The organism is Actinomadura montaniterrae (genome assembly GCF_008923365.1).
GTDB lineage: Bacteria > Actinomycetota > Actinomycetes > Streptosporangiales > Streptosporangiaceae > Spirillospora > Spirillospora montaniterrae.
In genome coordinates this window covers 12,873-26,310 of the sequence record NZ_WBMR01000045.1, presented here as the reverse complement: position 1 = coordinate 26,310, position 13,438 = coordinate 12,873, and the positions used below count along the sequence as shown (strand labels likewise).

Annotated in this window: 13 protein-coding genes; 9 read left to right on the top strand and 4 right to left on the bottom strand. The window is 74.5% G+C overall.

Annotation, left to right across the window (positions count from 1 at the left end; genetic code table 11):
- Positions 1-1,005 carry an oxygenase MpaB family protein gene (locus tag F9B16_RS17890; protein WP_151541223.1) on the bottom strand — a complete coding sequence of 335 codons (1,005 nt, stop codon included), beginning with the start codon at positions 1,003-1,005 and terminating at the stop codon, positions 1-3.
- A 95-nt stretch (positions 1,006-1,100) separates the two neighbouring features.
- Here F9B16_RS17890 and F9B16_RS17885 point away from each other — a divergent pair, with 95 nt between their 5' ends.
- Positions 1,101-1,718, top strand: coding sequence for a TetR/AcrR family transcriptional regulator (locus tag F9B16_RS17885; protein WP_151541222.1), 618 nt, complete (start codon positions 1,101-1,103; stop codon positions 1,716-1,718).
- Positions 1,719-1,776: 58 nt separating this feature from the next.
- On the opposite strand, the gene F9B16_RS17880 is transcribed toward F9B16_RS17885, so the two are convergent.
- Complete coding sequence (locus F9B16_RS17880) at positions 1,777-2,853, bottom strand: dipeptidase (RefSeq protein WP_151541221.1); 1,077 nt, start codon at positions 2,851-2,853, stop codon at positions 1,777-1,779.
- Complete coding sequence (locus tag F9B16_RS17875; protein ID WP_151541220.1) at positions 2,843-4,201, bottom strand: amidohydrolase family protein; 1,359 nt, start codon at positions 4,199-4,201, stop codon at positions 2,843-2,845. The genes F9B16_RS17880 and F9B16_RS17875 overlap by 11 nt, the downstream gene beginning before the upstream one ends.
- A 153-nt stretch (positions 4,202-4,354) precedes the next feature.
- Between F9B16_RS17875 and F9B16_RS17870 the strand changes: the two genes are divergently transcribed.
- The 7 genes from F9B16_RS17870 to F9B16_RS17840 all read left to right on the top strand — a co-directional run bounded on the left by F9B16_RS17870 (position 4,355) and on the right by F9B16_RS17840 (position 11,752).
- Positions 4,355-5,119 carry an IclR family transcriptional regulator gene (locus F9B16_RS17870; protein ID WP_151541219.1) on the top strand — a complete coding sequence of 255 codons (765 nt, stop codon included), beginning with the start codon at positions 4,355-4,357 and terminating at the stop codon, positions 5,117-5,119.
- Positions 5,112-6,065 carry an ornithine cyclodeaminase family protein gene (locus F9B16_RS17865; RefSeq protein WP_151541218.1) on the top strand — a complete coding sequence of 318 codons (954 nt, stop codon included), beginning with the start codon at positions 5,112-5,114 and terminating at the stop codon, positions 6,063-6,065. Before F9B16_RS17870 ends, F9B16_RS17865 begins: the two co-directional genes overlap by 8 nt.
- A gap of 262 nt (positions 6,066-6,327) precedes the next feature.
- Positions 6,328-8,199 carry an ABC transporter ATP-binding protein gene (locus tag F9B16_RS17860; RefSeq protein ID WP_225991716.1) on the top strand — a complete coding sequence of 624 codons (1,872 nt, stop codon included), beginning with the start codon at positions 6,328-6,330 and terminating at the stop codon, positions 8,197-8,199.
- 133 nt (positions 8,200-8,332) lie between these two features.
- Entirely contained in the window at positions 8,333-9,070 is a 738-nt protein-coding gene (locus F9B16_RS17855) for a PIG-L deacetylase family protein (protein ID WP_151541216.1), read from the top strand.
- Positions 9,067-9,765 carry a 4-carboxy-4-hydroxy-2-oxoadipate aldolase/oxaloacetate decarboxylase gene (locus F9B16_RS17850; protein ID WP_151541215.1) on the top strand — a complete coding sequence of 233 codons (699 nt, stop codon included), beginning with the start codon at positions 9,067-9,069 and terminating at the stop codon, positions 9,763-9,765. The genes F9B16_RS17855 and F9B16_RS17850 overlap by 4 nt, the downstream gene beginning before the upstream one ends.
- Complete coding sequence (locus F9B16_RS17845; protein WP_151541214.1) at positions 9,762-10,814, top strand: 4-oxalomesaconate tautomerase; 1,053 nt, start codon at positions 9,762-9,764, stop codon at positions 10,812-10,814. The genes F9B16_RS17850 and F9B16_RS17845 overlap by 4 nt, the downstream gene beginning before the upstream one ends.
- Positions 10,811-11,752 carry a catechol 2,3-dioxygenase gene (locus tag F9B16_RS17840; RefSeq protein WP_151541213.1) on the top strand — a complete coding sequence of 314 codons (942 nt, stop codon included), beginning with the start codon at positions 10,811-10,813 and terminating at the stop codon, positions 11,750-11,752. Before F9B16_RS17845 ends, F9B16_RS17840 begins: the two co-directional genes overlap by 4 nt.
- Positions 11,753-11,763: 11 nt before the next feature.
- Here the strand turns inward: F9B16_RS17840 and F9B16_RS17835 are convergent, their stop codons facing one another.
- Positions 11,764-12,543, bottom strand: a complete 780-nt coding sequence (locus F9B16_RS17835) for an NAD(P)-dependent oxidoreductase (protein ID WP_151541212.1) — start codon at positions 12,541-12,543, stop codon at positions 11,764-11,766.
- Between the two features lie 99 nt (positions 12,544-12,642).
- Here F9B16_RS17835 and F9B16_RS17830 point away from each other — a divergent pair, with 99 nt between their 5' ends.
- Positions 12,643-13,320 carry a GntR family transcriptional regulator gene (locus tag F9B16_RS17830; RefSeq protein WP_225991715.1) on the top strand — a complete coding sequence of 226 codons (678 nt, stop codon included), beginning with the start codon at positions 12,643-12,645 and terminating at the stop codon, positions 13,318-13,320.
- Positions 13,321-13,438: the final 118 nt, after the last annotated feature.

Sequence of the window (13,438 nt, the reverse complement as noted above, 5' to 3'; positions counted from 1 at the left end):
CTACGCGATGGCCTCCACTTCCTCGCGGGTCAGCGCCGGGTCGGGCGCGGACGGCGCGGTCACCGCGACGGGGGCCGACGTGCCGCCTGCCACCCGGGCCTTCGCCTGCCGGAACTCCGGCAGCGGGCCGGTCGCGTCGTACAGCCCGTTGAGCGCGAGCCACAGGGCGCTGCGGCGCATGCGCAGCACCAGCGGGTTCGGCCGCTGGTAGAGCGCCAGCTTCTGCGCCCATTCGGGCAGCATGTCGCGGGCCGCCCAGTCCATGAACTGGCTGCCGGGCTCCCACGGCTTGGTGCCGTTGCCGCGCAGGTTCGGGCCGGTGCCGAACGCCTTGATCGGCGTGACGGCCAGGCGCGGCAGGTAGGACTCCAGGCACTCGGCGACCTCCGCCTTCGTCGCGGGCAGGTCGGTGCCGCCGAGCGCCTCCCCCACCCGGACGAACTCGCCGTAGTAGCGCTCCAGGTCGGCGCCGCGCAGCGGCTTGCGGTGGTAGCGCTCATGGGCCGTGGCGAGCCCCCACACGACGGTGGCGTAGTTCCAGCGCAGCCAGTCGGGGTCGTCGGCGTCGTAGGGCAGGCCGTCCGGGCGGGTGCCCTTCACGGTGTGGTGCATCGCGCGGACGGTGCGGGCGAGCCGCTCGGCGGTCGCCGTGGAGCCGTAGGCGGTGCCGATGAAGAACGACAGCGAGTGGCCGAGCCGGACGGCGGCGCCCTCCGGGTCGATGCCGCCGGTCGGGACGCCGTCCACCCGCTCGGGGATGCGGGAGTGGTCGTAGGCCATCCAGCTGATGCTGGGGTCGAGGCCCTCGATGTAGGCGGCGCCGACCAGGCCGAGGACCAGGGTCGGCAGGTGCGAGTGGACGTACCAGACCGCGCTGTCCGGGCCGAACCAGCCCGGGTCGCCCTCGGGTCCGGCGAAGTCCAGGCCCCGGAAGAACCGGGACCGGATCTCGGCGTCGAAGGCCCGCTCGAAGCGTGCCGCGAGGATGTTCGTCCTGGGTGCCATCCCGGCGCTCCCGTCAGATTCTGGATACGACTGTGTCCAGACATCAGCGTAAGTGTTTGGGTACATGCGTGTCCAGACTTGGTATCGTGGCCGCCATGGCGAACGCCCGGACGGCCGCGAACACCCGCTGGGCCGGGGTCCCCGCCGCCCGGCGCCGGGACGAGCGGCGCGACATGCTCGTCCGGGCCGCGTACCGGCTGTTCGCCGCGGGCGGCGAGGCGGCGCTGGCCGTCCGCGCGGTGTGCCGCGAGGCCGAGCTGCACACGCGCTACTTCTACGAGAACTTCGCCGACACCGCCGAGCTGCTCGCGGCCGTGTACGACCAGCAGGCCACCGCGCTCGGCGTGGTCCTCGCCCGCGCGGTCGAGGACGCCGGCCCGCGCCCCGGCGCGCGCACCCGCGCGGGCATCCGCGCCGTCCTGCGGTTCATCAGCGACGACCCGGGCCGCGGGCGCGTGCTGTTCGCCGAGGCGCGCGGGAACGAGATCCTCGCCGCCCGCCGCCGCGCCGCGCAGACCGCGCTGCTGGAGGGCGTCCTCGCGATGACCCGCGACCAGGACCCGCCGCTCCCCGTCGTCATCGCCGCCACCATGTTCACCGGCGCCATGACCGAGCTCGCCCAGCAGTGGGCCGACGGCCGTCTCGGCACCGACCTCGACGCCGTCGTCGACGGCGCCGTGAACCTCTCCCTCGCCCTGCACCGCGCCGTCTAGACGGGCCACGGTCCAGCCGGGCCGCGGTCTGGCCGCGCCGGGCGCGGCCCGGCGGGCGTCAGGCTCCCCAGACCGCCTTCGCGTAGTTCAGGAAGTTCAGGCCGAGGATCTTCTCGATCCGGGTCGAGGAGAAGCCGCGCTCGTCCAGCAGCCGCGCCAGCTCCCGGAACTGGTCGACGCCGCGCAGGTCGACGACGAACGGGAAGGTGTCGGCGCGCTCGCCCGCGGCGGACGCGCCCGCCGCCTGCCGCCGGGCCACCTGCTCGGCGAGCCGGTCCCGGTAGGCGTCCAGGTCGTCGATCGCGGTGATCGCGCCGTCGGTGCCGATGCCGACGTGGTCCTCGCCGCAGACGTCGACCGCATGCGCGATGTGCTCGACCACGTCCGCGGCCGTCGCGTGGCCGGTGGCGTTGACGAACGGCATGAAGTAGATGCCGACGAACCCGCCCTTGGAGGCGACCAGGCGGAGTTCCTCGTCGGTCTTGTTGCGGGGCAGGTCGACCAGCGCGCGGCAGCCGGTGTGGTTGATCGAGACGGGCTGCGCGGACACGCGCGCGGCCTCCAGGCACGTGCGCTCGCCGCTGTGCGAGAGGTCCACCATGACGCGCTGCTCGTTGAGGGCCTCCACCACCTCGCGTCCGAGCGGCGTCAGGCCCCGGTTGCCGGGCGCCATCGAGCCGTCGCCGATCCGGTTCGCCTGGTTGTAGGTGAGCTGGACGATCCGCACGCCGAGGCTGGCGAACTCGGCGACCCGCTCGGGGCGGTCCTCCACGGCGGCGGCGTTCTGGAAGCCGTAGATGATGCCGATCCTCCCCTGCCGCTTGGCCTCGGCGATGCCGGCGGCGGAGTCGATCCGCATCAGGTCGCGCGGGTGGGCGGCGATGATCGCGTCCCAGGTCCGGATCTCGTCCAGGGTGTGCCGGTAGGGCGGGAAGTCGCCGAGCGTGTAGCCGAGCGTCACGTTGATGGCGGTCACGCCGGACGCGTGCGCGTCCGCCAGCGCGCGCTCGTTGATCGACAGCTGGGCGCTGGTGGGTGCGAGCGCGCCGGAGGCGGCGGCCGACGCGGGCGCGTTGGGGTCGTCCAGCTCGCCGAGCGCGTTGATGACGATGAAGTCCTCGATGTCAACGCCCATCGGGCGCTCCCTTCCGGTCGCCGGCCGCCGGCCGGTCGTAGTCGGCCCGGTCGTGGCGCCGGCCGCGCTTGACGGTGGTGACGACGCGGCGCAGGTGGTCGATGTCCTCGTACGGGTCCGCCTCTACGATCACGAAGTCGGCCTGCCCGCCCGGCTCGACGGTGCCGGCCGCGTCCCGCAGCCCGACGGCGGCCGCACCGGCGGCGGTGGCCGCGCGGATCGCCTCGTGCGGCGGCATCCCCATCGAGCGGACGAGGTGGCGGAGCTCGTCGTGGAGCGACGGGTACGCATCGCCGGGCGCCGTCTCGTAGTCGGTGCCGGCGCAGATCGTGACGCCGGCGTGCCGCGCCCGGTCGATGAGCCGTCGCAGCACGCGCGGAGCGAGCTCGGCCGCGCCCGGCGCGCTCGACGGCATCCGCGCGACGAGGCTGGTGGTCGCGTCGAGGATCGTCCCGCGCCGGCGCATGTCGTCGAGGAGGGGGTCGAGGGCGTCGGCCGGTGCGTCGAGGAACCGCCGGTAGGCGTCCGCGAGGTGCTCGCGCTGCCGCCGGTACGACGGGGGCCGGTCGCCGGACAGCTCGTGGACGAGCATGTGGACGTGGGACACCACGTCGACGCCCGCCGCGACGACCTCGCCCGGCATGGCGGGGAACACCGCCGCGTGCGCCCACACGAGCATCCCCTGGCGGTGCGCCTCCGCGGTGATGCGGGCGACGAGCGCGGCGTCGAGGTCGGCGTAGATCTTGATCGCGACGGCGCCCGTGCCGCGCGCCGCCGCCACGGCCAGCGGCAGGTCGGTGTCCTCGCCGACCGCCTGCATCCAGGGCACGGCGCCGGGCTCCGCCCCCTGCGTCACCTGGTGGGTGCGGGGGTCGTCGAAGAACCCCGGGCCCGCCATCAGCGCCGCGCAGTGGACGGCCGGGCCGGGGATCTCGCCGACCAGCGACGCCCGCGCCAGGTCGGCCATCTGCCGCAGGTCGCCCGCCATCTCGCGGATCGCGGTGACGCCGCCGTAGACCTGCCGCCGCATCATCGCCTCGGCCTGCGCGCGGTTCGGCGGGGTCGACAGGTGCTGGTGGGCGTCGATCAGGCCGGGGAGCAGGAACGCGCCCCGCACGTCGACGGTCTCGGCGCCGGGCGGCCCCGACGGGCCGAGGTCGGCGTCGGGGACCACCGCCTTGATCACCGGCCCGTCCGTCACCACCGCCATGCCGTGCCGGACGGGGCCGCCGGTCCCGTCGATCAGCGACACGCCGCGGTAGGCGGTGACACGGCCCGGCTCGGGGGCGGCGAAGGGGGCAGGGGCCGGGTCGTTCTCCGCGACCGGGGGCGCGTCCTCGTCCGTCATGGCGATCGCGGGGTCTCCGTTCTCGATCCTGGGCGACCGGATACAGGGCCGCTACCAGGAATGTTACCTACAATGAAACAACTGTTGTGTTGATGACAACGTCTGTTAGGGTGCCCCAAGATCGGTCATCCGTCCAGCGACCGTGGAGGGACGTTGCCCAGACCGGCCGGGTCCGCCGTCGACAAGGCCCTGGACCTCATCGAGTCCACCGCCCGGGCCGACCGCCCGCTCCGCCTGACCGAGCTGGCGAACGAGACCGGCATGCACCGCGCCACCGCGTACCGCATCCTGGTCGACCTGGTGCGGCGCGGCTGGATCATGCGCAGCGAGGACCGCTACCTGCCGGGTCCGGTCGTCCTGCGCTTCTCCCAGGCCGCAGCCGCGGGCTCGCTGGCCGTGCTCGGCCGGCCCGTGCTCCAGTCGCTCGCCGACCGGACGGGGATGATGGTGAACCTGCAGGTGCTCGAACCGGAGGGCGGCCGGGTGATCGACGCCGTCCGCCCGCCGCGGCTGGCGATGTTCACCGACCTGCTCGGCGAGCTGCTGCCGGTCCACACGTTCGCCGGTCCCCTCGCCCTCGTCTCCGCGCTCGACGAGCCCGCCCGCGTCCCGTACCTGCGCGCCGCAGAGCGGCAGGGGCATCCGCCGTCCGGCCGGGCGGGGCTGCTGGCGGACATCGAGCGGACCCGGCGCACCGGCTTCGCGCTGCAGCGCGGGCGGAACGACGAGGTGATCGCGTCGCTGAGCCGCGCCGTCGTCGCCGGCGGCGGCCGTCCGCTGTGCGCCATCACCGTCGTGGGGCTGGACAGCGAGTTCGACGATCCCGCGCAGGCCGAACTCCAGGAGCACCTTGCCGCCGCCGCGGCGGAGCTGGAGCGCGCGCTGGCCGGTCCGGGCGCGGGAGCCGGCCATGACTGACCCGGCGGGCGGCGTCCTCGTCCTCGACCGGGCGCAGACCAGAGCGGCCGCGCGGCCGGAGGCGGTGCTGGAGGCGGTGCGCGCCGCCCTCGTCGCCGTCGCCGCAGGCGAGGTCTCCGCGCCGCCGCGCGTCGCGGCCCGCTCGGGGCGCGGCCTGCTGGGCGCGATGCCGGGCCACGTGCCCGGGCTGGGGCTGTCGGCGAAGCTCGTCGCGGTCTTCCCCGGCGCCGCGCCGGGCGGCCACGGCTCGCACCGCGGCATCGTCGCCCACTTCGACCCCGGCACCGGGCGGCCGCTGGCGATCATGGACGCCGAGGCGGTCACCGCGGTGCGGACGGCGGCCGCCGCGACGGTCGCCATGCGTGCGCTCGCGCGGCCCGGCGCGTCCCGGATCGCCGTGATCGGCACCGGGACGCAGGCGCGCGCGCAGATCGAGCTCCTCGCGCCGCTGGACGGGGTGGACCTCGTGGTCGGCGCGCGCGACCTCGGCAAGGCGGAGCGGCTGGTCGCGGGCCTGCCCGGCGCGTCGGCGGCCGGGATCGAGGCGGCGGTCAGGTCGGCGGACGCCGTCTTCTGCTGCACGTCCAGCCGGGAGCCGGTCCTGCGGCGCTCGTGGCTGCGCGACGGCGCCCATCTCAGCTCGGTCGGCGGGTCCGACGGCCCGGAGTTCGACGCCGGGACCCTCGGGGCCGCGTCGCTGTTCGTCGAATGGCCCGGTGCCGTGACCGAGCCGCCCCCGGCCGGCGCGTGGGAGCTGCAGGGGACCGACCCGGCCGCGGCCCGCCTCATCGGCGACGTGCTCGCCGGGAGGCGACCGGGCCGCCGCTCGGACGCGGAGCTGACGCTCTTCAAGTCCACCGGCCACGCCGCACTCGACGTCGCGGCGGCCTCGGTCGTCTACTGCACCGCCCGCGAGCGCGGGCTCGGGATCGCCGTCGACCTCTAGCCGGGACGTCGGCGCCGCTCCCCGCCCCGCCACATTCGGATGGGCGGCCGGCGGATAAGAGTCGTCCCGTTTCGGGGTGTCCTCCTCCGCGGCCGGTACCGCGCGGAAGGACGGCGCGCGCCCCTCTCCCCCGCTTTCGGCGCGCGCCCGGCGGCGCTCCTCCTCGGTTTCGGAACACGGCCGGCGCCGTCCGCGGAAAAGCGTTCGCCCGTCCCGGAGGGTTCGGGGCAGCATGAGGTCCGCGGCGGCGTGGGAGGGGCGCGTGGTTCTGCCAGGAGCACGGAACGGTTCGCAGGACGGCCCGGCGCCTCGCAGGCGAGCGGTCCTGCTGGCGTTGCGGTACTACGGCGCCGCCCTGCGCCGGCACTGGCGGGTCTCGGTTCCGGCGGTGACCTTCCCGGCCCTCGGCAACACGTGCCTCTACTACCTGACACCGCTGGTGGTGGCCGCCCTCATCGGGCGCCTGGCCGGGAGCGGGGACGGCGGCCTCGGCGTGCTCCTGCCCTTCCTGCTCGGCTTCGCCGGCCTGATGCTGGCGGGCGAGGGGTTCTGGCGGGTGGGCCTGCACTGCATCAACCGGACGGAGGGCCGGGGGATCGAATGGCTCGGCATCGTCGGCATGGACGAGCTGCTCGCCAAGGAGACCGCGTTCTTCCACGACAACTTCGCCGGCGCGCTCACCAAGCGGATCCTGAACTTCTCCAGCGGGTTCGAGGACTTCACCGACACCCTCGCGTTCTCGATCATGGCCAACGTGATCCCGCTGTCGTTCGCCTCGGTGGTGCTCTGGCGGTTCCACCCGGTGCTGGTGCTGGTGCTCGTCGGGATGATCGTCCTGACCGGCCTTCTGGTCGTCCCGCTCATCCGCCGCCGGCAGGCGCTGGTGGACGCGCGCGAGGCCGCGAAGGTGCGGGTGTCGGGGCACGTCGCCGACGTGGTGAGCAACATGGAGACGGTCCGGGCGTTCGCCGCCGAGGAGCGGGAGGCCGCCGAGTATCGGGCCCGGGTGGTGGAGCAGCGGCGGCTGTCGCTGCGCTCCTGGGACTACGCCAACCTGCGGGTCGACATGATCGTCGCGCCGATGTCGGTCCTGACGAGCGTCCTCGGCCTGCTGGCCGCGGTGGCGCTGCGCGGCGGCCTCGGGGTGGAGGCCGTCGTGGTGACGTTCACCTACTACACCAACGCCACCCGGATCATGTTCGAGTTCAACCAGGTCTACCGGCGGATCGAGAGCACGCTCACCGAGGCCGCGCAGTTCACCGAGCTGCTCCTCGCGCCGCCGGCCGTCGTGGACCCGCCCGACCCGGAGCCGCTGCGCCCGGACGGCGCGTCGGTCCGCTTCGAGCGGGTGCGCTTCGGGCACGGCGGCGGCCCGCCGCTGTTCGACGGGCTGGACCTGGAGATCCCCGGCGGCGCCAAGATCGGGCTGGTGGGCCGGTCCGGCGGCGGCAAGACCACCCTCACCCGGCTGCTGCTGCGGCTCATGGACGTCGACGGGGGACGCATCCTGGTCGGCGGCCAGGACATCGCGCGGCTGCGCCAGACCGACCTGCGCGGCCTGATCGCGTACGTGCCGCAGGAGCCCGCGATGTTCCATCGGTCGGTGCGCGACAACATCGCCTTCGCCCGGCCGGGCGCCACCGAGGAGGAGGTCCTGCGGGCCGCGCGGGCGGCGCACGTCACCGAGTTCACCGACGGCCTCCCGGACGGGCTCGGCACGCTGGTCGGCGAGCGCGGCGTCAAGCTCTCCGGCGGCCAGCGGCAGCGCGTCGCGCTCGCCCGCGCCATCCTGCGGGACGCGCCGATCCTGCTGCTGGACGAGGCGACCAGCGCCCTCGACTCCGAGAGCGAGATCCTCGTCCAGGAGGCGCTGTGGCGGCTGATGCGCGACCGCACCGCGCTGGTCGTCGCGCACCGCCTGAGCACGGTCGTGCGGATGGACCGGCTGGTCGTCCTCGACCGCGGGCGGATCGTCGAGCAGGGCTCGCACCGGGAGCTGCTCCAGGCGGACGGCGCGTACGCGCGGCTGTGGCACCACCAGTCCGGCGGCTTCCTCACCGAGGACGAGGACGAGGCCGTTCCCGGGACCGATCGCGAGCCCGGCGACGACACCCTGGACCGCCGTCCGGCGTGAGGGAGGCGGCGCGCGGCGCCCTCACCCCGGCACGATAAGCGCCAGAATTGTTGACAATTTGGGCGACAGGTTTCAGGATCGTGGTGGTCGACCCTGCTTCGGGGGTGTTCCGCGTGTCGATGGAGGAATCTGGATGAGCACCGATGCCGTCGGTCCGCTGCTCGTGGTGAGCGCGCACGCCGGTGATTTCGTGTGGCGGGCGGCGGGGGCGATCGCGCTGGCCGCCGAGCGCGGGGACCGGGCGAAGGTGGTGTGCCTGAGCTACGGCGAGCGCGGGGAGTCCGCGCGGGCCTGGCGCGAGGGCAAGGGCCTGGAAGAGATCAAGGCGCTGCGCCGCGCCGAGGCCGAGGCCGCGGCGGCCGAGCTGGGCGCCGAGATCGAGTTCCTGGACGCCGGCGACTACCCGCTGCTGGAGACGCCCGAGCTGGTGGACCGCCTCGTCCGCATCTACCGGGAGTTCGAGCCGTCGGTGGTGCTGACGCACACGCTCGCCGACCCGTACAACGGCGACCACCCGGCGGCGGCGCGCATGGCGATGCAGGCGCGGGTGCTGGCGCAGGCCATCGGGTACGACGCGCCGGGCGAGCCGCTGGGCGCGCCCCCGGTGTTCTTCTTCGAGCCCCACCAGCCGGAGCAGTGCGAGTTCAAGCCGGACGTGCTGCTGGACATCACGCCGGTCTTCGAGCGCAAGCGCAAGGCGATGGAGTGCCTGCCCGCACAGGTGCACATGTGGGAGTACTACACCGACCTGGCGAAGCGGCGGGGCGTCCAGCTCAAGCGGAACGCGGGCCCGAACCTGGGCCTCCCCCACGAGACGATGGCCGAGGCGTACGTCCGCGTGTACCCGCAGACGACGGGGGTGCTGGCGTGAGGACGGTCGTGGTGACCGACCCGCCGCGCGCGGACGCCGCGCTGGTCGACGAGCTGGGCGACTTCGGGGTCGCGACCGTCCACGAGGCGATGGGACGGATCGGCTACCTCGGCCCGGGCATCCGGCCCGTCCACCTGGGCGCGCGGATCGCGGGGACGGCGGTGACGGTGCTGTCGTGGCCGGGCGACAACCTGATGATCCATGTCGCGGTCGAGCAGTGCCGTCCGGGCGACGTGCTGGTGGTCGCGACGACGTCGCCGTCGACCGACGGGATGTTCGGGGAGCTGTTCGCGACCGCGCTGCAGTACCGGGGCGTGCGCGGGCTGGTGATCGACGCCGGGGTCCGCGACGTCGCCGACCTGCACGCGATGGGCTTCCCGGTGTGGTCGGCGGCCGTCAGCGCGCAAGGAACGGTGAAGGCGACGCCGGGCGCGGTCAACGTACCGGTGACCATCGGCGGGCAGGTCGTCAGGGCGGGCGACGCGATCCTCGCCGACGACGACGGCGTGGTCCGCGTGGCGCGCGAGAAGGTCGCGGACGCGGTGGAAGCGGCGCGCGCGCGAGAGGAGAAGGAGCGCGCGACCCGTGCGGCGTTCCAGAAGGGCGAACTCGGGCTCGACCGCTACGGGCTGCGCGAGCGGCTGCCCGGCATGGGCGTCGAGTACGTCCCCTACGGCGAGTACGGCGAATCATGAGCACCGGGATCCGCTGCATGATGATGCGGGGCGGGACGTCCAAGGGCGCCTACTTCCTCGCCGAAGACCTGCCCGCCGACCCCGCCGAGCGGGACGACCTGCTGCTGCGGGTCATGGGCACGCCGGACCCCCGGCAGATCGACGGGATCGGCGGCGCGCACCCGCTGACCAGCAAGGTCGCGATCGTGTCGCCCTCGGAGCGGCCGGGGGTCGACGTCGAGTACCTGTTCCTGCAGCTCGGCGTCGAGGAGCCGACCGTCTCCGACAAGCAGAACTGCGGGAACCTGCTCGCCGGGATCGGCCCGTTCGCGGTCGAGCGCGGCCTCGTCGCGGCCGGGCCGCGGCGCACCGCCGTGCGGATCCGGATGGTCAACTCCGACAGCATCGCGACCGCCGAGTTCGCCACGCCGGGCGGCGCCGTGGGCTACGACGGCGGCACCGCGATCTCGGGGGTGCCCGGGACCGCCGCCCCGATCGTCCTGAGCTTCGAGGACACCGAGGGGTCGGCCTGCGGCGCGCTGCTGCCGACCGGGAACGTCCGGGACGTCGTCGACGGTGTCGAGGTGACGTGCGTCGACAACGGGATGCCGGTCGTGGTCGCCGCCGCGTCCGACCTCGGCGTCACCGGCTACGAGGACCCCGCCGACCTGGCCCGCCTCGGCGACCGGATCCAGTCGCTGCGGCTCGCCGCCGGGAAGCTGATGGGCCTCGGCGACGTGTCGGACGCGTCCGTCCCGAAGACCACGCTGGTGGCGCCCCCGCGCGACGGCGGCGCCATCTGCACCCGCACCTTCATCCCGCTGCGCGTGCACGCCTCGATCGGCGTGCTCGGCGCCGTCACGGTCGCGACCGCGCTGCTCATGGACGGCGCGGTCGGCCACGACCTCGCCCGCCTCCCGGCGCCCGGCGCGCCGATGGGCATCGAGCACCCCACCGGCCGGCTGGACGTGGAGGTCGAGCTCGGCGGCGCGTCCGTGCGGCGGGCCGGCGTCGTCCGCACCGCCCGCAAGCTCTTCGACGGAACCGTCTTCCCCCGGAGGTCCCTTTGATCACGCACGAGATCGCGCACGTCGGGAGCGTCGAGCTGCTGACGCCCGTCCCGGACGAGAGCCTGCGGTTCTTCACCCGCGTCATGGGCCTGACCGAGGTGGGCGCCGAGGGCGACTCGGTGTACCTGCGGACGTGGGACGACTACGAGCACCACACGCTGAAGCTCACCGCGCACGGCACGTCCGGCATCCGCCGCACCGCGCTGCGGACGTGGTCGCAGGAGGCCCTCGACCGGCGCGTGAAGGCGATCGAGGAGGCGGGCCTCGGCGTCGGCTGGCGCGACGGCGACCCCGGCATCGGCCCGACCTACGTGTTCCGCGACCCCGACGGCCACGAGCTGGAGCTGTACTGGGAGAGCGAGTGGTTCGACGCGCCGGCGGAGCTGAGGCCGGCGCTGAAGAACCAGGCGCAGGCGTACCCGGCGCGCGGCGTGTGCGTACGCCGCCTGGACCACGTGAACTTCCTGTCCGCCGAGGTCGAGCCGAGCACCGAGTTCCTGATCGACGCCCTGGGCGGGCGCACCACCGAGCAGATCCGGCTCGACAGCGGCGACATCGCCGGACGCTGGCTGCACTTCACCAACAAGTCCTACGACATCGTCTACACCCGCGACCGGACGGGCGCCAACGGCCGGCTGCACCACATCGCCTTCGCCACCGACACCCGCGAGGACATCCTGCGCGCCGCCGACATCTTCCTCGACAACGGCGTGTTCATCGAGACCGGCCCGCACAAGCACGCCATCCAGCAGACGTTCTTCCTCTACGTCTACGAACCGGGCGGCAACCGCATCGAGCTGTGCAACCCCTGCGCGCGGCTCGTCCTGGCACCCGACTGGAAACCCATCACCTGGACGGAGGCGGAGCGCGCCAAGGGCCAGGCGTGGGGCCTGAAGACCATCGAGTCCTTCCACACCCACGGCACCCCGCCCCTCTGAGCGCGGGCCGGTCAGGGAGAGAGGCGGCGGAGCAGGTCGCGGGACGCGGCGGCCATCGTGGGCGGGACGTCCAGTTCGGTCAGCATGTCGGCCGCCGCGGCCATCTCCGCGGCGCGGCGGACGGCGTGCCGGTGCGTCCCGGCGACGAGGCGGTCCACGGTCGGCTCGCCCGCCGCGACCAGCTCCTCGACGATGTTGCCGCGCAGCCAGTCCTCGCAGCCGGCCGCGCGCGCCGCCTCCAGCGCCTCCACGACCGACGCGGCGAGGCCCTTGAAGAAGACGCTGCGCAGCAGCTTGCGGGTCGCGGCGGCGCCCGCCTCGGCGTCCATCACCTCGACGGACGCGCCGAGCCCGGTGAGGAGCGACGCGGCGTCCGCCGCCGCGTCGCCGCTGGCCAGCATCGGGGTGTACAGCCCGCGGCCGGGCACCGGCGCCATGATCGCGATGTCCGCGAACCGCACGCCGGCCGCCGCCGCGGTCGCCGCCAGCTCCCGCTTGAGGCCGGGCGAGGCGGTGTTCATATCGGCCCAGACGGCGGTGCCCGCGCCCGGGATCCCGGCGCGCAGCGCGGCCGCGGCGTCGTGCGCGCTGTTCACGCTGAGCACCAGGTCGGCGCCGGTGGCCGCGTCCGCCTCGCCGGTGGCGGCGGCCGTCCCGTCCGGGGCGGCGACGGCCGGGTCGTAGGCGCGGACGGCGGCGCCCGCGGCGACCAGGTCGCGCGCGATCGCCCCGCCGGCCTCGCCCAGCCCGAGCACGGCGACGACCGGTGTCCGCCCGGTACCCTGCGACATTCCCGCCTCCTCGACCGCGGTGGCGCGGCCCCGCCGCTAGACTGAGGGTCGCACCAAAATTGGCGACAATATCTTCGCACGGGTTCCACGGGAGGAACAGTGCCGACAGCCGACGACCAGGACACCGGCCGCCCGGTGGCGACCGGCATCCGGGAGGCGATCCTCTCCGGCGAGTTCGTGCCCAACCAGCGGCTGGTCGAGGCGGACCTCGCCGAGCGGTTCGGCGCGAGCCGCGCCGCGGTCCGCGCCGCGCTGCTGGAGCTGGCCAACGAGGGGCTGATCGAGCGGGTGCAGAACCGCGGCGCCCGGGTCCGCGCGATCTCCCTGCAGGAGGCCATCGAGATCAGCGAGCTGCGGATGGTGATCGAGGGGCTGTGCGCGGCCAAGGCCGCCGAGCGGGTCACCGAGGACGGCGCCCGCCTGCTGACCGAGATCGCCGACGACATGCGCGCCGCCGTCGCGTCCGGCGACGTGTTCGGCTACTCCCGGCTGAACGAGCGGCTGCACCGCGAGATCCGCGAGATCAGCGGCCAGCGCACCGCCGCCGAGGTGCTGGAGCGGCTGCGCGCGCAGAGCGTCCGGCACCAGTTCAAGCTGGCGATGCACCCCGGCCGCCCGGCGGTGTCGCTGCCCGAGCACCTGGCGATCATCGACGCGATCCGCGCCCGCGACCCCGAGGCCGCCGAGCGGGCCGCCCGCGAGCACCTGCGCAGCGTCATCCGCACCCTCCCCGAGGCGGACCGCAGCCGGCCGCACGGCAACGGCCTCGCCCCCTGACCCCTGACCGGCCGACCCCTGCCCCGCCCGACCGCCGGGCGGCCGGTGATCGCGGCCGGTCAGAACCGATCCTGGGCGCCCGATTGATCGCCGTCGCGGGAGTGCCTAGATTTGGCGG